The organism is Thalassovita sp., assembly GCF_034670005.1.
Taxonomy (GTDB): Bacteria; Pseudomonadota; Alphaproteobacteria; order Rhodobacterales; family Rhodobacteraceae; genus Thalassobius.
On the sequence record NZ_JAXMOH010000004.1, the window covers coordinates 228014 to 245332 of the forward strand.

At 56.8% G+C, this 17319-nt stretch carries 19 protein-coding genes; 9 read left to right on the forward strand and 10 right to left on the reverse strand.

What is annotated here, in order from left to right:
* Positions 1-26: 26 nt before the first annotated feature.
* The 8 genes from VOI23_RS10565 to VOI23_RS10600 all read right to left on the reverse strand — a co-directional run bounded on the left by VOI23_RS10565 (position 27) and on the right by VOI23_RS10600 (position 7632).
* Positions 27-1793, reverse strand: a complete 1767-nt coding sequence (locus VOI23_RS10565) for a PQQ-dependent methanol/ethanol family dehydrogenase (protein WP_323784747.1) — start codon at positions 1791-1793, stop codon at positions 27-29.
* Positions 1794-2174: 381 nt separating this feature from the next.
* The gene (locus VOI23_RS10570; protein ID WP_323784748.1) at positions 2175-2591 is read right to left on the reverse strand and encodes a c-type cytochrome; all 417 of its coding nucleotides are present in this window, start codon (positions 2589-2591) and stop codon (positions 2175-2177) included.
* 235 nt (positions 2592-2826) lie between these two features.
* On the reverse strand, positions 2827-3363 hold the full coding sequence (locus VOI23_RS10575) for a sel1 repeat family protein (RefSeq protein WP_323784749.1): 537 nt from the start codon (positions 3361-3363) through the stop codon (positions 2827-2829).
* 97 nt (positions 3364-3460) lie between these two features.
* Positions 3461-4252 carry an ABC transporter permease gene (locus VOI23_RS10580; protein ID WP_323784750.1) on the reverse strand — a complete coding sequence of 264 codons (792 nt, stop codon included), beginning with the start codon at positions 4250-4252 and terminating at the stop codon, positions 3461-3463.
* Positions 4249-4968, reverse strand: coding sequence for an ABC transporter ATP-binding protein (locus tag VOI23_RS10585; RefSeq protein ID WP_323784751.1), 720 nt, complete (start codon positions 4966-4968; stop codon positions 4249-4251). Before VOI23_RS10585 ends, VOI23_RS10580 begins: the two co-directional genes overlap by 4 nt.
* On the reverse strand, positions 4965-5411 hold the full coding sequence (locus tag VOI23_RS10590; protein WP_323784752.1) for a hypothetical protein: 447 nt from the start codon (positions 5409-5411) through the stop codon (positions 4965-4967). Before VOI23_RS10590 ends, VOI23_RS10585 begins: the two co-directional genes overlap by 4 nt.
* Before the next feature lie 47 nt (positions 5412-5458).
* Positions 5459-6415, reverse strand: a complete 957-nt coding sequence (locus VOI23_RS10595) for a YVTN family beta-propeller repeat protein (protein WP_323784753.1) — start codon at positions 6413-6415, stop codon at positions 5459-5461.
* Positions 6416-6471: 56 nt separating this feature from the next.
* Positions 6472-7632 (reverse strand): ABC transporter substrate-binding protein, encoded by a 1161-nt coding sequence (locus VOI23_RS10600; RefSeq protein ID WP_323784754.1) that lies wholly within the window; start codon positions 7630-7632, stop codon positions 6472-6474.
* Positions 7633-7810: 178 nt separating this feature from the next.
* Between VOI23_RS10600 and pedF the strand changes: the two genes are divergently transcribed.
* Complete coding sequence (pedF, locus tag VOI23_RS10605) at positions 7811-8488, forward strand: cytochrome c-550 PedF (protein ID WP_323784755.1); 678 nt, start codon at positions 7811-7813, stop codon at positions 8486-8488.
* Positions 8489-8506: 18 nt separating this feature from the next.
* A complete protein-coding gene (locus VOI23_RS10610) occupies positions 8507-9409 on the forward strand; it encodes a substrate-binding periplasmic protein (RefSeq protein WP_323784756.1) in 903 nt (300 codons plus the stop codon).
* Between the two features lie 102 nt (positions 9410-9511).
* Here VOI23_RS10610 and VOI23_RS10615 read toward each other — a convergent pair whose 3' ends face one another.
* Together VOI23_RS10615 and VOI23_RS10620 are read right to left on the reverse strand one after the other, a co-directional pair.
* Positions 9512-10408 carry an FAD:protein FMN transferase gene (locus tag VOI23_RS10615; protein ID WP_323784757.1) on the reverse strand — a complete coding sequence of 299 codons (897 nt, stop codon included), beginning with the start codon at positions 10406-10408 and terminating at the stop codon, positions 9512-9514.
* Entirely contained in the window at positions 10408-12480 is a 2073-nt protein-coding gene (locus VOI23_RS10620; protein ID WP_323784758.1) for a 4Fe-4S binding protein, read from the reverse strand. Before VOI23_RS10620 ends, VOI23_RS10615 begins: the two co-directional genes overlap by 1 nt.
* A 162-nt stretch (positions 12481-12642) precedes the next feature.
* On the opposite strand from VOI23_RS10620, the gene pqqA reads away from it, so the two are divergent.
* The 7 genes from pqqA to VOI23_RS10655 form a co-directional block, all read left to right on the forward strand.
* Complete coding sequence (gene pqqA / locus VOI23_RS10625) at positions 12643-12750, forward strand: pyrroloquinoline quinone precursor peptide PqqA (protein WP_323784759.1); 108 nt, start codon at positions 12643-12645, stop codon at positions 12748-12750.
* Positions 12751-12773: 23 nt separating this feature from the next.
* Positions 12774-13661 carry a pyrroloquinoline quinone biosynthesis protein PqqB gene (pqqB, locus tag VOI23_RS10630; protein ID WP_323784760.1) on the forward strand — a complete coding sequence of 296 codons (888 nt, stop codon included), beginning with the start codon at positions 12774-12776 and terminating at the stop codon, positions 13659-13661.
* The gene (gene pqqC / locus VOI23_RS10635; RefSeq protein WP_323784761.1) at positions 13658-14386 is read left to right on the forward strand and encodes a pyrroloquinoline-quinone synthase PqqC; all 729 of its coding nucleotides are present in this window, start codon (positions 13658-13660) and stop codon (positions 14384-14386) included. The genes pqqB and pqqC overlap by 4 nt, the downstream gene beginning before the upstream one ends.
* On the forward strand, positions 14386-14673 hold the full coding sequence (pqqD, locus tag VOI23_RS10640; RefSeq protein WP_323784762.1) for a pyrroloquinoline quinone biosynthesis peptide chaperone PqqD: 288 nt from the start codon (positions 14386-14388) through the stop codon (positions 14671-14673). The genes pqqC and pqqD overlap by 1 nt, the downstream gene beginning before the upstream one ends.
* Positions 14670-15761: a pyrroloquinoline quinone biosynthesis protein PqqE gene (pqqE, locus tag VOI23_RS10645; RefSeq protein WP_323784763.1), complete on the forward strand. Its 1092-nt coding sequence runs from the start codon at positions 14670-14672 to the stop codon at positions 15759-15761. The genes pqqD and pqqE overlap by 4 nt, the downstream gene beginning before the upstream one ends.
* 102 nt (positions 15762-15863) lie before the next feature.
* Positions 15864-16751 (forward strand): hypothetical protein, encoded by an 888-nt coding sequence (locus VOI23_RS10650; RefSeq protein WP_323784764.1) that lies wholly within the window; start codon positions 15864-15866, stop codon positions 16749-16751.
* Positions 16752-17129: 378 nt separating this feature from the next.
* A partial coding sequence (locus tag VOI23_RS10655) for an acetyl-coenzyme A synthetase N-terminal domain-containing protein (RefSeq protein ID WP_323784765.1) occupies positions 17130-17319 on the forward strand: 190 nt, incomplete at its 3' end.

Below are 17319 nucleotides of genomic sequence, written 5' to 3' on the forward strand. Positions count from 1 at the left end.
GCGCGTTGTTTGGTTCGCAACTCGGATCAGTCGGCCGATGCCAGCTGTTTCGGCAGCTTGAATGTCCAGACCATGCCGCCCTGGTTCAGGTAGTTGACCTTTTTGGCCACTTCGCCACCCCAAAGAGGAACTGCGCCGCCCCAACCGGATACGATCGTGACATATTGTTCGCCTTCCATTTCCCAAGTGACGGGCTGACCGACAATGCCGGATCCTGTCTGAAACGACCACAGGACTGCGCCGGTTTCGTCATCCAGCGCGAGGAACTTGCCCTCGGGGGTGCCAAAAAACACCAAACCGCCGGCCGTTGTCATCACGCCGCCCCAAAGCGGAGCGTCGTTTTTGTATTCCCATTTCCATTCGCCGGTATCGGGGTCGATCGCTTTCAACGATCCGATATGGTCTTCGTAGTTGGGCTTGATGGTAAATCCCGCGCCCAGATAAGCCGCGCCTTTCTTATAGGTGATCGGCTCGTTCCAGATATCCATGCCCCATTCGTTTGAGGGTACATAAAAATTGCCGGTATGTTGCGAGAACGCCATCGGCATCCAGTTCTTGCCCCCTAGGAAGGACGGCGCGGCAAAGATCACGTCACCCTTCTTGCCATCGGCTGCCGCGGCCGGATTGCCTGGACGGTTGTCTTCGTTAAAGATCGGGCGGCCGGTTTCATCAATGCCCGAGGCCCAGGAAATATCCTTCACGAAAGGGGTGGCCGAAACGAAGGCGCCGTCTTCGCGGTTCAGAACGTAGAAGAAACCGTTCCGATCGGCGGTAGCGAAACGTTTGTTGCCCGAACGGTCGGTATAGGCGACCACTTCGTTGACACCGTCATAATCCCAGCCTTCGCGCGGTGTGGTCTGAAAATGCCACTTGATTTCGCCGTTTTCGGGATTGATGCCAATGCGGCTGGCGGCATAGAGGTTGTCGCCCTTATTGCCTTCGGTTGGGGTGCCTGCATTGCGCAGGTGGCTGTTCCAGGGGGCGGGGTTGCCTGCGCCAAAGACCAGCGTATCGGTTTCCGCGTCATACGACCCGCCCAACCAGGTGGCGCCGCCACCGGTTTTCCACATATCACCCGGCCAGGTTGCGTTCAGCGTTCCGGTCATGGTCGATTCTTCGCCGTTGAATGTGCCCATGTGGCCTTCGATCACCGGACGTGTCCAAACCGTTTCGCCGGTTTCGGCGTCGCGCGCCTGTACTTCGCCGATGATACCGAATTCACCACCCGAATTACCGGTGATGACCAGGCCGTCCACGATCAACGGTGCTGCAGTATAGGAATATCCGGCCTTGTAATCGGCAATCTTTTTGTTCCACTGCACTTTGCCGGTTTTTAGATCCAGCGCCACGATGCGGGCATCCAGAGTGCCGAAATAGATGTTGTCGCCATAGATGGCGCCCCCGCGGTTGATTACGTCACAGCAGGGCAGGATGCCTTCGGGCAGACGCGCGTCATACTGCCAAAGTTCGTCGCCGGTCATCACGTCGATCGCATAGATGCGCGAATAGGACCCGGTGACATACATCACGCCATCGTAAATCAGAGGCTGGGTTTCCTGACCGCGTTGCTTTTCGCCACCAAGGCTGAAAGCCCAGGCGGGAACAAGGTTTTTGACATTGTCTTTGTTCAGAGTGTCGAGCGGGCTGTAACGCTGTAGGTGACGGCCCATGCCATTTGTCACCACCTGATTGGTCATTGTCTGATCATTTTTTAGATCGCCTTCGGTGACGCCGGCATGAGCTGCGCTCACCGCCAAAACCCCTGCGACAACCGTGGATATAAAACGGTTCATCGGATCCTCCCATATGTATCCATTGTTCCGTAGGGTCGAATCGAGCTGCCCCTAGGACAAGAATCAGTATCAATGCGTTGCCACGTGTTTGATATTGCCCAATGGTCGTAAGCAGCGGATCGGCGTTTTTGAACGTGGAACAGGCCTAAACGGTTGGACGCGGATAGTTATTTTAAATGATTTTTATCAAATCATTGTAGGTCATAGTTAATCTATTGCGAAAGCTGGCATACCAGGGTGTCCCGTTCACCTTGAGAGGCCAGCGTTCTTTTTGAATTCTTCCCATCATCGTTCTGGATGATGTTTCGAATAAGGTTGCGCGGCGCCCAATGGACGCCGCGCATTGTGAATGATCACATCGCCGCAGCAGCGAAGGTTTCGCTATTTTGATATCTCCGCCCCGTCGCGCGTCGTGATGCTTTCCAGATAGGCGAGGATGAAGTCCTGTACTGTGGGATCGGTGATACCGACATGGCGCATTTTGGTGCCCGGCATGAAGCCCTGATTGTCTTCCATCCAGGCGCGTAGGGCGGCTTTGGTCCAGACAATGCCGGAGGCTTCCAACGCAATGGAATAATCATAATCGGGATAGCTGCCAGCAGCGCGTCCAATCACGTTTTCCAGCGGCGGACCATAGCTTTCATGATCGGCGTCGGTGGCATGACAGCGTCGGCATCCCGATGCAAACAGCTCGGCCCCAGCGTCGATCTTGATCTTGTCAAAGGACGTTTCGCTGGCAAAGCTGGGCATTGGTGCGGTCAGGGCGATAAGGCAAATTGCGGGAAATAGGTTTTTCATTTTTTCCTCCGGATAGGGATAGTCACAGTATACACCGGTAGAACTGAAATCGCTTGACCAGGATCAAGAAAATCCCGTGATTTCCTTCATACTTTGGTCGTATTATCAAAAGGTTATTGGCTAATGTTCTACTGAGGATGTCGCAGGGGCGTGGCCGACGGCTGTGCCGCTTCGGAATGCGGAACGTCAATTCCGGATGCACACAGTTTTTGGTCTGTTCTTTCTGCGACCAAAATCAGAAAAGCGGTGCATATTTCCAGTTGTCGGCATCCGGCGTGACTTCATCCAGGTCGTAATCCGCCGCCTGCAATCGTTTGGCGATTTTCAACCCTTCGCGTGCTGCCTGATCCACATATTGTCGCCCCAATACATCATCGCGCGCCACGCCGTGACCGCGCATCAGGTCCAGACCGTAATTGAATTTTCCAACAGGGTCGCCAGCATCGGCTGCGCGCCGATCCCATTCGGCAGCGGCGTCGGGATCATATTCGCCACCCAGTCCGTTATTGTCGAGTTGGCTCATCCAAGTCATCGCACCGGTCCAACCTGCCGCGGCGCAGGTTTCGAACAATTCGCGCGCTAACGCATGGCGACCCGATTTGGTGATGTAATAACCGGTGGCACAGGTGGTCATGTCGGGCTTACCTTCGCGGATATTCTGCATGACCTTGCCCAGTCCCATTTCCAGCGGATTCAACGTCCCGCCCGGATCTTCTTCGGCTATGGCAGGCGGGCTCATCAGGAACAAGGTGACAAGCAGGGCGCGTTTCATGCTGAAATCCTCCATTGCCGCTGAGCGTAGCGAAGTTCAGCCCTTCAAACGACGCGCCTTTGGTCGTAATTTGCGGGTCTTATGGTCGTAAGAAAGGTCAGTTTTTGCGACGTAACATGCCGCGCGCAGGGTCGTATCCCCAAAGCGCCAGCGCCAGCAAAACCAGACCCGACAGGCAGGTCCAACCCAGCGCAGGCAGGTTTAATTGCAGATAAAGCGCGAACCGGATCATTTCGACCGCATGGGTAAAGGGGTTCGCAGCACAGATATCATGCAGGATTTCCGAACTTTCCGCCATTTTCCATAACGGATAGAGCGCCGAAGACAGAAAAAACATAGGGAAAATGACGAAATTCATCACCCCAGCGAAATTTTCCAGTTGCTTGATCATCGACGACAGCGCTAGCCCCAGAGCCCCTAGCATGATGCCAGCGATGAACAAGGCGGGCAGAACGGCAACATAGCCCATCGCGGGGAACCGGATGCCATAAAGCGCAGCAATGGCAAGGAAGCTTAGAACCTGGAGAATTGATATCGAGGTTGAAGCGATAAGACGGCAAAGCAACAGCCACCAGCGCGGCAGGGGGCTGGTCAGCAGCAGCCGCATTGAACCCATTTCGCGATCATAGACCAGACTGAGAGAGCTTTGCATGCCGTTGAACAGGATAATCATGCCGCAAAGACCCGGCACGATATAGATCTCGTAGGTGATGTAGGTCTGATACGGGGGGGTGATGCTGAGCCCCAAAGCAGCGCGAAAACCGGCTGCAAACACGATCAGCCAAACCAGAGGGCGCACCAGAGCTGCGATGAAACGGCCGCGTTGACGTACGAAGCGCAGCGCTTCGCGCAGGACGATGGCACGCAGGGCGATCAGGGGGGCGTTCATGCCGTAGCACCCGTCACGTCGAGGAAAAATTCGGACAGGGGCTGATCGCTGCGCAGATCGGCGCAGACGCCATCGGCCAGTTTACGGCCGTGGTGCAGAATGACCAAACGGTCGTCGTCCCGGACTTCGTCGCTCAGATGGGTGGCCCAAAGCACGGTCAGTCCCTGATGCTGTGACAAGTCATGCACATGGTCGGTAATCGACCGGCGCGCGGCGGCATCCAGTCCGACGGTCGGTTCGTCCAGCAACAACACCGCCGGATCATGGATCAGGCTGCGGGCGATTTCAGTGCGTCGCCTGTGGCCGCCGTTCAGATCGCGCGCACGTTCATGTGCGCGTTCGGCCATATTCAACTGCTCAAGCGCGACATCGATCCGCCGGTCCGCTTCGCGCCCGGCCAGCCCATGCAGCGCGGCAAAATAGCTAAGATTGCGGTAGACGCTCAGATCCAGATCAAGCGTGGATTGTTGAAACACAACCCCGATCCGCGCCAGCGCCTTGCGCGGATCGCGGGCCAGATCGTGACCGGCAATCTCGATCCGGCCTTGTGTGGTGGCAAACAGGCGGGTCAGCAGGGAAAACAGGGTTGATTTTCCTGCACCATTTGGGCCGAGAAGGGCGCAGAACGCGCCCTGTTCAATTGAAAAACCAACCCCGTCCAATGCGGTTTTGGATCCGTAGGAATAGCTGAGATTCTCGACCTTTAGTCCTGTCACTTGATGGTGATCTCCAACCGTTGTGTTTCGCCGGTGCTGCCGGGCACTTTCAGATAATACCGGCCAGGCTTGATAGCGACAAAGCCAATTTCCATCTTGCCTGCTTCGTCGAATTCGACACTGTCGAGACCGAGAGGACGGATTTCCAATCCTTCAACGACGATTTCGTCGATCCAGATGGCGCGAAAAAATTCCGGGCCGACAAGGGCCAGTTCCTGACTGCCATCGCCTTCGATCATGAATTCGTAATAGGTGCCGGATTTCAGGACCCAGGGCGCGTCCGCCAAGGGCATACCCGCCGACAGGGTAATGGGGGGCAGGTCTTGCTTGTTCTTGCCCGACAACAGCCCAGCCAAACCAAAGCCGCCCTCATCGTCCTCTGCAGTCGCGCAAACAGGCAGGGCAAGCATGGCCAAGGTGGCGGTAAGGATCGGAAAGCGCATATTCAAAGTCCTTTGCTCAAAAAAGCGATAGCAAGCGAATTGACCGGTCAGGGGCGAAGCGCGGCCCCCCATGGAAACCTGCCAACTTTGATCGATTTGATCGGTTTCTGTTTGGCGACATCAATCACGGTCACGTCGCCCGAAACGCCGTTGGTGGTGAACAAAAGCGATTTGTCACTGTTGAATGCCATATGCCAGACACGGCGACCAACCAGAATATAGTTTTCCACCTCGAAGGTTTCGGCATTCACCACAGCGATATGATTGGCCGGGCCAAGCGCTACAAATGCGGTTTTTTCGTCCTCGGTGAATTCAAACCCCACGGGCTGTATCCGATCGGGATGGACCCCTTTGACTTTGAAGTTGATTTTGGCTTTTTCGATCTGCGTTTTGGTATCGAACACGGTGACGGTGCCACCGATTTCAGCGCTGACCCAGAGTTCGCTGCCATGGGCGGCAAATTCCGCGTGGCGTGGTCGGGCATCGACCAATGTATTGGCGAACAGTTCGCGTGTTTCGGTATCGATCCAATGCGCCATGTTGGTCGTCTCGGAGGTGGTGATAACGATTTTTCCATCAGGGCTGACCGCCATGCCTTCAGGTTCAATTCCTACGTCAATCTGGGCAATGACTTTGTGCGTTTCGGTGTCGACTACGGTGGTGATCGCGTCATCTTCGTTTGCGATATAAAGATGCCGGTCATTCGGGTGCAGAATGAATTGTTCCGGATCTTCTCCCGATGGCAGATTGTGCAAAATCTCACCGGTTTCGGGGTCCATCACCTGTACCGTGTCGCTGTCGGAGGCGCATATATAGACGCGGGAATAATCATGCGAAAAGGTGATGCCGCGCGGCCGTTCTCCGGTCGGAAGGGTGCGGGTGACTTCCAATGTGGCGATATCGATGACACTGACCGTGTCGTCTTTTTCATTGGTGACCCAAATTTCTTCGGCCGTCAGTGGCGACGCAAACAGGAGGCACATCATCGCGGCGGGGAATTTCATCTCTGGCTTTCCTGTTGCGGGATCAGAAACTTTCGAAAAGTTCCGGACCGTTTCATTTAGTCGAATGCGGTGCAGGGGCTTTCGGGTTTGTCCAGCCCCAAGGTGTCGAGTTCACTGCGTTGATGCAGGTAGCCGGGCAGCGGTGCCTGGGCGACCATGGCCCTGTCGGTCAGTAGCGGTATCGGTTGGCGCATCTGGCCATTCCAGGCGCGAAAGCTCAGGGCGCGTCCTTTGAACCCCGCCAGTTCGAACTGGTCTGACAGGATAAAGCTGCGTAGTACCTTTGGGGCGGCGCTGTTGGTGCGGGTGACGGCTTCGCCGATGCTGCGGATGGCAGCCCAGCCTGCGTAATCGCGCGGTCGCATCTCGCGCCCGGTGGCCGCTTCAAAACGCGATTGCAATTGCGCCGCCCCCCATTGTTCTACCGCGGGTCCCCAAGCGGCGGGTACCAATCCTTCGGACCCCGCCACCGGACGCGGGCGCCCGGTGTTGTAGGCGATGTAGCGACCGAAATCATGGGTCTCATCGGCAATCAGCAAGAGGTCGTAATCGCCAAGTTCCTGAGTGAAAAGCGGTACCTCTTGCGCGGCGTTCCTGCGCATATCGGCATCGAAGGCCCAGGTTTTCGATGCCGCGATCTTCATTCCGAATTTTGCCGCGCTGGCGCGCAAGGCGTCGGCAAATGCCTGATCGACCGGGTAGCTGCCTTGGATCAGGGACAGTTTGTCCCAGCGTTTGGCGCGGGCGAACTGCATCAGCGCATCCGACCGCATTGCCAGCGACGGCATCGTATGCAGCAGGTTGGCGCGGCAGTCACCCCTGCGCAGGGACATATCCGGTGCGGTGGCATTGATCAGCAGCGCATTTTGCGCCTCCGGTAGATCGGCAATCGAGGTCAAAACGCTGGCCGGGGCATCGAGTATAACAATCTGGCTGTGGCCGAGAGCGAGGCGCGCGGCCGCGATCGGGTCATCGCCCAGACCCACCTGGTGTATTTCCAGATCATAATCATGCCCAAGGAAGCGACCGGTGGTGATATTGTCCTTAAGGCCCAATTCAATTCCAGCCACAGTTTCATCGTTGGGAACAGGGTCCAGATTTGACAGGACCGGGGGGCGTTCGTGTTCTTGTTGCAGCAAAACGATCGGAATCGACACGTCGGCCCGGGCCGGCATGGCCAGTAAAACCGCAACGGCGATGGCGAAAATTCGGTGCATAAAGACTTCCTCTCCTCCGCCCCATGCCAATTCCCGCAATATTAAGAGGTGGAGCAAACCCCGCCATGCGACCATTGTCTAAGGTGGTTTGGCGGTGGCTAAAACTAAGGTCGCGTAGCCGCCTGCCACGGCGTTGCTGTAGATATCGAAGCAAGACGTCGAACGGGAGGAAAAACCGATGTTCAAACTGCCAGTTTCCGCGATGGCTCTGATCGCTGCCACCTCGATGGCATGGGCGCATGGCGACGTAGCACCGCAACCTGTCAACACCGAAGCGCTGCCAGATGTGGGCGAAGAATGGCTGACCGAAAACCCCTACCGCGGCATGGGCGCGGATGTCTGGAAAACCGCAGTCGACATTGGCAGCAGCGGGTACAACCAGAATTGCGCGCGGTGCCACGGGCTTGGAGTGGTTTCGGGCGGTCTGGCCCCCGATCTGCGCTATCTGGAGGCCGAGGAATACGGGGACGAATGGTTCGTCGAACGGTTCCAGACCGGCTATACCCAGAATGGTATCACCAAGATGCCCGCGTTTGGCGAACTTCTGGGCCAGAAGGCCGCTTGGGCGATCCGCACCTATATCGAAACCCGTCCCGATGATGGTCAGCTGGACGACGCCACCCCGCGTTTGTTGCAGATCCGTGACGAACTTAAGGCGATGGCCGAGGGGGCAGGTGGCGATACCGCAGCGTTGCAGGCAGAGCTGAGTGGCGTCGCCGAAGGCGTCGAAACCGGTTCCGGCGCACCGGTTGCCGACAGTGCGGCCTATCGCGCTGCCGAACTTCTTTCCGGCGAACATCCCGATTTCGCAGCTGCCGCTGAACAGCTGACGATCGGCTTGTCTGCCGCCCATTAAGGCGGCAGATTGGGGCACATGAAACAAGCGTTTGCCAGACTTCTCCTCTCCCTCACGCTGGCCTGTCTGACCGGGCAGGCCGCACTGGCCCGCTGCGCTGATTATGTGCCCCAACCTAAACCCCAGAATGCGTCCCGCGATGTGGTGGGGCAGGATCTGGACACGATCCTCGAAAAGGGCGTCATCACCTTCGCTGCTTATGAGGATTTTTCGCCTTGGTCATATCAGGATAGCGGTCAGCCTGCGGGCGTCGATATCGAGATTGGCAGATTAATTGCCGCAGATCTCGGTGTTGAAGCGCGTTTTAAACTGGTCACGCCGGGCGAGAACCTGGAAACTGATCTGCGCAACTGGATCTGGAAAGGTCCAGCAGTGGGCGGCGAAGTGGCCAATGTGATGCTGCACGTCCCTTATGACAGCGAATTCGCTTGCCGTGTTGAACAGGTCACTTTTACCGGTCAGTACCATCAGGAAAAAGTCGGCATCGCCTATCGCCGTGATGCCTATCCCGAAGACCCACCGGTCCCGGCCTATTTCCGTTTCGACACAGTGGCGGTGGAAAACGATTCGATCGCCGATTTCTATCTGTCCTCCTTTCCCGGCGGGCAGCTGGGGCGCAATGTGCATCGGTTCGCGACAATGGCAGCGGCGATGGCGGCATTGGCGGGTGGTGAAACCAAAGCCGCAATGGGGCCATTGGCGCAATTGGAATTCGCTCTGTCTGATGATTTGGCTGTCCATACGCCCCCCTTGCCGGGATTTTCCGTCGGTCAATGGACCGCTGGCATCGCGGTTAATTTCCGTTATCGCGCGCTTGGATATGCTGTCGGCGACGCCATATTCGCGGCAGTGGATGACGGGCGCATGAAGGCGATTTTCGACCAATATGACCTGACCTTCGCGCCTCCTGCATTGCGTTAGTCGCGATTGCAGACCCGGTTTTGACAGCTGTGTTCATATTTCAAAGCAGCCGAGTACCCGTCGCGGACGAAAAAATGCTCGCGCATGGTCCCAAGCCGGGTGTCACACCGTTTCCACGTCACCGTTGTTGTTGACAAGCGTGACTTGCCGCAGATCGGACAGTTTTCGCATGACGTGTTCGATCTGCGGTCGTGGCATCAGACAGAAAGCGGTGGAACAGGCATCGGCCAGAGCGGCCGACTCCGCCTCGACGCTCACGGTCGACCAAACTGGTGGTGCCAGTGATTTCGGATTGAGAATGTGACTATGCCCGCCGATGGTCTGTATCTCCGGGCTTGACGTGGCGATTGCCGAATTGCGGAGTGTCCTTGTCGCGACAATGTCCCGTTCTGGATCGGCAATGCCAATCCTGAACGGTCCGCCGATTGCGTTGAACTCCCCGATATTCACCAATGCTTTGGTCATACCATTGCGGACCAGACGTTCCTTTATGATATCGGTGGCGAAGCCTTGGGCTATACCATTGAAAGTGAGCTGCTGACCCTCGCCCAACGTGAGTGAATGCGCATTGTAGCGCAATCGGCCCCATCCCATTTGCTGGAGGGCAAGCTGTGTATCCTGACCACGGGCCAGCGCCTGCCAAACGGGCTGAACCGTCGGGTCGAACACGCCATCGGTCGCATTATGTACCTGCGTCGAAACCTCTGCCAAATCCAGAAAAAGTCCCGGCACATCAGTTAGCCGACCTACGGTGTTTAACTGTGAAAGCGTACTTTGAGGATCATAGAGGCTGAACAGCTTTTCGATCTCTTTCAGCATTAATTGCGCATCGCGTAATGCGGCCTCTGCGATATCCTTTGGCCCATAAAGCTTCATCGACACCTCAGCGCCCAGAGCAAAGCCAGACCAGCTATGGGTCTGCCGGGCCTCGGCGGTGCCAGCGGTCATTGCGGCGCTAATGGCAAGGAAACGGCGGCGGGTCATGCGTAAGGCAGACATCAGGCGGCGTCCTTCCTCTGAGATTGTTTTGCTTGCAGGATCAGCGGCACACAGCGGTTTTCATCGTTGTGAATACTGACGCAATCAAGGCATTGGAAACATTCCGAATAGTTGATTGATCCATTTTTCCGGATTGATCCGTAATTGCATTTGACCCGGCAGAGCTGACAAGGGCTGCCGCATTCGGCGCGCCGTGCAATCCAGTCGCGGCCACGAAGCAATCCGCCGATGGCCATTATTGCCCCCAAGGGGCAGACATAGCGGCAAAACCCTTTGAACAAAAACATGCCCATCAACAGCCAGAAGACCGCATACGCCACGTAATACCATTCGCGCAGGAACAAGGTGGTGATGGCGGTTTTGAACGGCTCGATCTCGACCGCCTTTTCGGTGTGTTCGGGTGCCAGGAACGCAACCGCGATCAAACCGGCCAGAGCCACATATTTCAGGGCTTTCAATCGCCTGTCCCATTTTGCAGAAGGTTCGAGCCGGGGCAGGCGCAAAAGACGGCCCAGATGGTGGAAAAATTCCTGCATCGCTCCAAAGGGGCAAAGCCAGCCACAAAACAGCCCACGTCCCCAGAGCAGGAATCCCAAGATGGCGACGCCCCATATCAGCAGTGAAAACGGGTCATAGGCCAGAAAGGCGAAACTGCCGCCCCCAGTCGTAGCGCGCAGTACTGCCAAGACCGTGACGATGGACAACTGGCCCTGACCCCACCAGCCAACAAATCCGATCACGACGGCCAGAATGGTCAGGCGGACCGGGGTGAAATAGCGACTATCCGCCAGCCGGTTCATCGCGAAAAGCAACGCGGCACCGAGGGCTGTCAACAATACTGCCAAACCGATCATGTCGGCCTGTCGGTTCCTGAGCGCATCAAGCCACGGCGGTACCGGTTTGATTTCGACCGGGCGAGAGAAGAACCGATCATCCGTTTGATGCGGTACGGTCAATATCACTGTCCCGATTTGCGGCTGGAAAATGCCGTGCTGCCGCGTCGCAGTCACCTGCAACAACCATTTCCGCGCCGGATCGAACCCCAACCTGCGGTCAGAGCGCAGGATCAGGGTGGCACCATCCGGTACGTCGTCGTTGAGCTCCGCGAAAATGTCGCTGTCGCGCAAAGGGACCGGCAGGCCACCTTGTTCGGCGGCCAGCCAATCGGGCGCGGTATTGCGGACAAATTCGTCGCTGACCAGCCCGTGCCGGGCGGTTTCGATCACCAGAATCGGTTCGTCATCGGTTGAAATGCTGAGGAACTGTTGAAGTTCGGCGTAACCGTCTTCGGTCAATACGGCACGAGCGATGGACGGCGGACCCAGATCGACGATCCACAGATCCAGATAGGGATCATCGGGATGGGCTTTGGCCTCGGGGTCGTCGTCTTCCCATAGCGTGTCGGCAAACATCGCATCGACCTCGCCATTACTGACGACCTTATGGGTGGCGATGCCCTGTGCGACCAGATCATCCCAGTTTAGCATTTCCTGATGATCTGGATCAGGAAACGCGGGCGGGGTGGTGGCGATACCCTGCATTTTTTCCCGCGCCACAGCCAATGCCGCCGCCATTACAGATTCATGGGCGATTCGCACCGACGCGGTCGCCTTGGTGACCCCGTCGAGATAAACCAGAGACGTTCCTCCGCCTGCGTTTCCGTAAGGTGTTCCCACGACGATTGAAGATGAAATTGACAGCCCGGGATATTGTTCGAAAAACTTATGTAACGGCGCTTCGCCCAGACCCGACACGAAAATCGGTTCATTCTGTTCGATCAACCTGACATCAAGGAATTTCCCGTCCAGATCGAGCACGACCAGAACATTGATCGGCGCGCCGGAAAAGCCGGGCAGGGGGGCCAAGGGTTCGGTTTCGAACACATAGCCTGCTTCGGCCCCGCCGGAATTCAGCAAACTGTAGACGCCGTTGTCGTTCAACGGTTCGCCCAGTGAAAATGGCGGCATGATCATTTCAGCCAATGCCGCACGTTCCAATGGCTCTGCCGACAACTGCAAAGGCATCCAAATGGCGGCGAACATTAGCGCCAGTAGTCTGAAAGTCGTACACATACGAGAGACTGTATGCAGGGTCGACCCCGTTCCATATACGACCTTTGTGCATCACCGGCGGTGTTATGGGGGGGCGACCGTTTACGACCATTAGACAATACCCATCCGGGGATTGCTGTAGTTAAGCTTGGGTATTGCAACCAGCCTATGGGAGGAAACAAAATGGCCTGGACCGCTCCGAAACTGAAAGAAGTCAACTGCGGCATGGAAATCAACATGTACGCGCCGTCCGAAGACGAAGGTCGCGAATACGAACAGGACCTGTTCTGAGATCAGCCTAGCAGGCAGCCATCATGAAATTTCTGGTTCTCGGCGCGGCAGCCGGTGGAGGGCTTCCGCAGTGGAATTGCGGCTGTCCCAACTGTATCGACGCCCGCGCCGGTAAAATTCCGAGCGCGGGTCAGTCGTCTTTGGCGGTATCTCTGGACGGCAAGTCGTGGAGCGTGTTGAACGCGTCCCCCGATATCCGACAGCAGATGCAGGTCAACACCGCCCTGCATCCACGCGATTTGCGCGATACGCCGCTGAAATCGATCCTGCTGACCAATGGCGATATCGATCATATCGCGGGGCTGTTGTCGCTGCGCGAACAGACGCCGTTTACCTTGTTTGCAACCCATGAAATTCAGGCTGTTCTGACGGAAAACCGTATTTTTGATGCCGTTTCCAGGGACAAGGTGGATCGCCTGACTATCACTTTGGGCGAAGAATTCGACCTTCAGCCAGGGCTAGAGGCGACGGTTTTCCCGGTCCCGGGCAAAGTCCCTTTGTTCATGGAAGGCGATACGGTTCAAACGGACCTCGTCGGCGAACAGACCGTGGGTGTACGGCTGAGCGATGGGGGTAAGGTGGCCTATTACATCCCCGGTTGCGCGGAGGTGACGCCTGAATTGCTGACCCGTATCGGCGACGCTGATCAGCTGTTTTTCGATGGTACGCTATGGGACGATCATGAAATGATCCGGGCGGGAACCGGGGTGAAAACCGGGCGTCGCATGGGGCATATTTCGATCAGTGGCCCAGATGGATCAATGGCGAAAATGGACGCTCTGAAAGCGGATAAATGTTATATCCATATCAACAACACAAATCCTGTCTGGCAACCGGGCGGACCTGAACGCGCGCAGGTTCTGAGCGCGGGGTGGCAGATTGCCCATGATGGACTGGAGATCGAGCTATGAGCAGGGACAATCTGGAAACCCGGTTGCGCGCGATCGGCGCGGAACGCTATCACGACAAGCATCCGTTTCATCACAAATTGCATGGCGGCGACTGTACGCCGGATCAAGTGCGGGCTTGGGTGATCAATCGCTGGGCCTATCAGGCTGCGATCCCAATGAAGGACGCCGCCTTCATGTCACGTTGCGCCGATCCTGATATGCGTCGCGAATGGCGGTCGCGCATCGAAGACCACGATGGCGGGATCGAAGACGGAGGCGGCATCCGCCGTTGGTTGAAGCTGGCCGAAGCGGTGGGGCTTGATCCCGATTATGTCGCGTCAGGCCGGGGCGTTTTGCCCGCGACGCAATTTGCGGTCGATGCCTATGTTCATTATGTCCGGGAAAAGCCGTTGTTGCAGGCGGTGGCGTCCTCGCTGACCGAGCTGTTTGCGCCGAAAATCCACGAGAACCGTATCGAGGGGCTGCTGAAACACTACGATTTCGCCAACGATGCCAGCCTGAGCTATTTCCGCAAACGCCTGACCGAAGCGCCCAAGGATGTGGCTTTCGGTCTGAAATGGGTTCTTGATCATGCTGATACCGCCGAAAAAGAGGATATGGCCTGCGCGGCGCTGATCTTCAAAACCAATGTGCTCTGGGCACAGCTTGATGCGCTTTGGGGCGCTTATGTCGAACCGGGCCGCATTCCACCCGGTGCCTGGCAACCCGGTGAGGGCATGTCGTGATGCAATTGGAACTTGCCGACGATGACCGCCCATTTCTGCCGCGCGGAGTACGCGTGATCGAAGACAGGGTGCGCGGCGGCAAGGTTCTGCTGGCACCGGAAAAGGCCATCGCGTTGGACGCAATCGGAGATGCAATCCTGATGCGGGTCACCGGGCAGGCGCGCTTTGCCGATATCGTTGCGGACCTCGCCGCCTCATATAACGCGCCCAAGGATCAAATCGCTGCGGATGTGCAGCGTTTTATGATTGGTCTTAGGGCGCGGATGTTTCTGGCGGTGCAGCCATGACAGTTCAGCCGCCCATCGCCATGCTGGCCGAGTTGACACATCGCTGTCCGCTGGCCTGTCCATATTGTTCCAACCCTCTCGCCCTGCAGGGCAAGGATGGCGAGTTGGACACTGAAACCTGGGCGGATGTATTCCGGCAGGCCGCCGCTCTGGGAGTGTTGCAGTTGCACCTTTCGGGCGGCGAACCGGCGTCGCGCCCCGATCTGGTCGAACTGACCAGCAAAGCGCGCGAGGCGGGGCTTTATACCAACCTGATCACCAGCGGTATCGGATTGACGCCCAAGCGGATCGATGCGCTGGAACAGGCCGGGCTTGACCATATTCAGTTATCGCTACAGGGGACCACCGCGGATTTGGCGGACTGGATCGGCGGGTATAAAGGTGGGTTTGAGCGCAAGATGCTGGTGGCCAAGGACCTCAAACGCCGCGGTATTCCATTGACGCTGAACGCCGTTATGCACCGGCACAATCTGGACGATCTGGACCGGACGATCGACATGGCGGTGGAACTCGGGGCGCGCCGGTTGGAGGTCGCCTGTGTGCAATTCCACGGCTGGGCGGTCGAAAATCGGGCCATGTTGCTGCCGACGCGGGAACAGACAGAAACGGCCAAACGGATCGTGGCCGAGGCTTCCAAACGGTTGCGCGGCATACTGGCCTTCGATTTCGTGCCGCCCGATTATTATGCGGATTATCCCAAGGCCTGCATGGGCGGATGGGGTAGTGCCGGGCTGAACGTAACGCCGGACGGCACCGTTTTGCCTTGTCATGCGGCCGAAACCATCCCGCATCTGAAGTTTGAAAACGTCAAGGACCGGCCTCTGGCCGAAATCTGGACCGACAGCGCCGCTTTCAACGCCTATCGCGGCACCGACTGGTTGCCCGAGCCGTGCCAGGGATGCGAGCGAAAGGAAATCGATTTTGGCGGCTGCCGCTGTCAGGCGATGGCGATTGCGGGGGATGCCTCGGCCACCGATCCGGTCTGCGGTAAATCCCCGGACCATTCCAAAGTCGAAGCGATGCTGCAGCAAGCGATGGCGGCCGGGGAAACCGGGTTCACCTACCGCCGGATGCCACCCCGTTCCTGACGTTGTAAATCTCTTGCTCACGGCTGTTCCGACGTGGCGGCAGGCCTATGCGCTTGATCTGAAACATGCTAGGCCGGTGCCGGGGTATATAGGGGGCCGACGATGAATCTGGCTTTTGTGACGATGGTGTGGCGCGACCATTGGCTGCTGGAAAAATGGGTCAAGCACAACGTTCAATATGTTGATAAACGTAGCCTTTACGTGATCAATCATGGTGGCGATTCAAAGGTGCATGAGATTGCAGAGGGCTGCAATGTCATCGACATCCCGCGTGATGAGGTTCCAATGGATCTGACCCGCCGCCGCTGGGATCTGCTGGGTGGACTGACCAATGGCCTGCTGGCGTTTTATGATCGGGTGATTTGTACCGACGTGGATGAACTCATCGTCTATGTCGGTCAGCTTGACAGCCTGCAGGCGCATCTGGAAAACAGTTCTGCCGATACCGTTGCACTGTCTCCTGTCGGTTTGAACCTGATGCCGCGCGGCGAAGGTGACATCGAAGACGGTGTATTGCGGGCTTTTCCCCATGCCATGCTCAGTGCAAAATATACCAAGCCCTGTATCGTCAAGGACCGTGTGGTTTATACAGTCGGTGGGCATGGATTGCAGCGCGGTCAGTTCACAATTGATCCAGATCTGCTGCTGTTTCATCTGCATTATGTGACGCCGGATTATGCCGACCGGATGGAAGAGCGCCGCCAGATCGTGTTGCAGTCGCGTGAACATAATCAGGCGCTGGAACAGCCCAAGGATCTGGGCAAGCGCTACTGGATCAACTGGGCCAAGCCGCACACGATACGCGACAAGGAATTCGGCATTTATGAGCGGGCCAGCGAAATGCCGGTCGATCAGGGCTTTGAAAAGGCTGCCGAAGCGTTGCGTGGCGCGGTACGTATTAGTGGGAAAAAGATCGTCGTCGATCATTCGGCGATGCTGGAAACGCCGTGCCGGATAACGATTCCCGACCGGTTGCGCGACCTGCTTTAAGCGGTCCGATTGGACCCGAGGCCGCCTGATTGCGATAACATTGTATGCAATTGTATGCCGACAAATTGTCGCAGGCTGTGCCGTAACGTCAATTGGTGACGTCGAAACCCGAAGTTGCAGCGACTTACTACCGAATGCCGGGGTGATTTCCTTGACAGGGATTGACCTGTTTTTACTAGGTTTTGCATTGATGCAACAAAAATAGTTTACAATAATCATGAATTATAGAGAAATAGTTTACACGTAAATCATTATATTTCATCTACTTATTTCTTTGTTTTCATTGTTTGCTATGATCGGCGCCAGCATGTTTGCAGCTTGTCTTCATGCGTTGGGCCATCCTTGGCCCATGTGTAATTTCCAAGGGAGGAGCCTTGAATGACCGCCGGGAACCCAGCTCAAACCATAGAAAAATCTCTGCGCGAAGCCTTTGGGGCTTCGGCCCATGTTGATGCTGCGCGTTATGATGCGATGTATGCGGCGTCGGTGTCGGACCCGGACGGGTTCTGGCGCGAACAGGGGCAGCGAGTGGACTGGATCAAGCCCTATACCAAGGTCAAGAACACCA

What these genes read in the sequence shown, in the direction of transcription:
- VOI23_RS10565 (WP_323784747.1), bottom strand. Translation starts at nt 1,793, where the DNA reads ATGAACCGTTTTATATCCACGGTTGTCGCAGGGGTTTTGGCGGTGAGC.
- VOI23_RS10650 (WP_323784764.1), top strand. Translation starts at nt 15,864, where the DNA reads ATGAATCTGGCTTTTGTGACGATGGTGTGGCGCGACCATTGGCTGCTG.
- pqqE (WP_323784763.1), top strand. Translation starts at nt 14,670, where the DNA reads ATGACAGTTCAGCCGCCCATCGCCATGCTGGCCGAGTTGACACATCGC.
- VOI23_RS10610 (WP_323784756.1), top strand. Translation starts at nt 8,507, where the DNA reads ATGAAACAAGCGTTTGCCAGACTTCTCCTCTCCCTCACGCTGGCCTGT.
- VOI23_RS10580 (WP_323784750.1), bottom strand. Translation starts at nt 4,252, where the DNA reads ATGAACGCCCCCCTGATCGCCCTGCGTGCCATCGTCCTGCGCGAAGCG.
- pqqC (WP_323784761.1), top strand. Translation starts at nt 13,658, where the DNA reads ATGAGCAGGGACAATCTGGAAACCCGGTTGCGCGCGATCGGCGCGGAA.
- VOI23_RS10600 (WP_323784754.1), bottom strand. Translation starts at nt 7,632, where the DNA reads ATGCACCGAATTTTCGCCATCGCCGTTGCGGTTTTACTGGCCATGCCG.
- pedF (WP_323784755.1), top strand. Translation starts at nt 7,811, where the DNA reads ATGTTCAAACTGCCAGTTTCCGCGATGGCTCTGATCGCTGCCACCTCG.
- pqqD (WP_323784762.1), top strand. Translation starts at nt 14,386, where the DNA reads ATGCAATTGGAACTTGCCGACGATGACCGCCCATTTCTGCCGCGCGGA.
- VOI23_RS10615 (WP_323784757.1), bottom strand. Translation starts at nt 10,408, where the DNA reads ATGTCTGCCTTACGCATGACCCGCCGCCGTTTCCTTGCCATTAGCGCC.
- VOI23_RS10575 (WP_323784749.1), bottom strand. Translation starts at nt 3,363, where the DNA reads ATGAAACGCGCCCTGCTTGTCACCTTGTTCCTGATGAGCCCGCCTGCC.
- VOI23_RS10620 (WP_323784758.1), bottom strand. Translation starts at nt 12,480, where the DNA reads ATGTGTACGACTTTCAGACTACTGGCGCTAATGTTCGCCGCCATTTGG.
- VOI23_RS10570 (WP_323784748.1), bottom strand. Translation starts at nt 2,591, where the DNA reads ATGAAAAACCTATTTCCCGCAATTTGCCTTATCGCCCTGACCGCACCA.
- VOI23_RS10595 (WP_323784753.1), bottom strand. Translation starts at nt 6,415, where the DNA reads ATGAAATTCCCCGCCGCGATGATGTGCCTCCTGTTTGCGTCGCCACTG.
- VOI23_RS10590 (WP_323784752.1), bottom strand. Translation starts at nt 5,411, where the DNA reads ATGCGCTTTCCGATCCTTACCGCCACCTTGGCCATGCTTGCCCTGCCT.
- pqqB (WP_323784760.1), top strand. Translation starts at nt 12,774, where the DNA reads ATGAAATTTCTGGTTCTCGGCGCGGCAGCCGGTGGAGGGCTTCCGCAG.
- pqqA (WP_323784759.1), top strand. Translation starts at nt 12,643, where the DNA reads ATGGCCTGGACCGCTCCGAAACTGAAAGAAGTCAACTGCGGCATGGAA.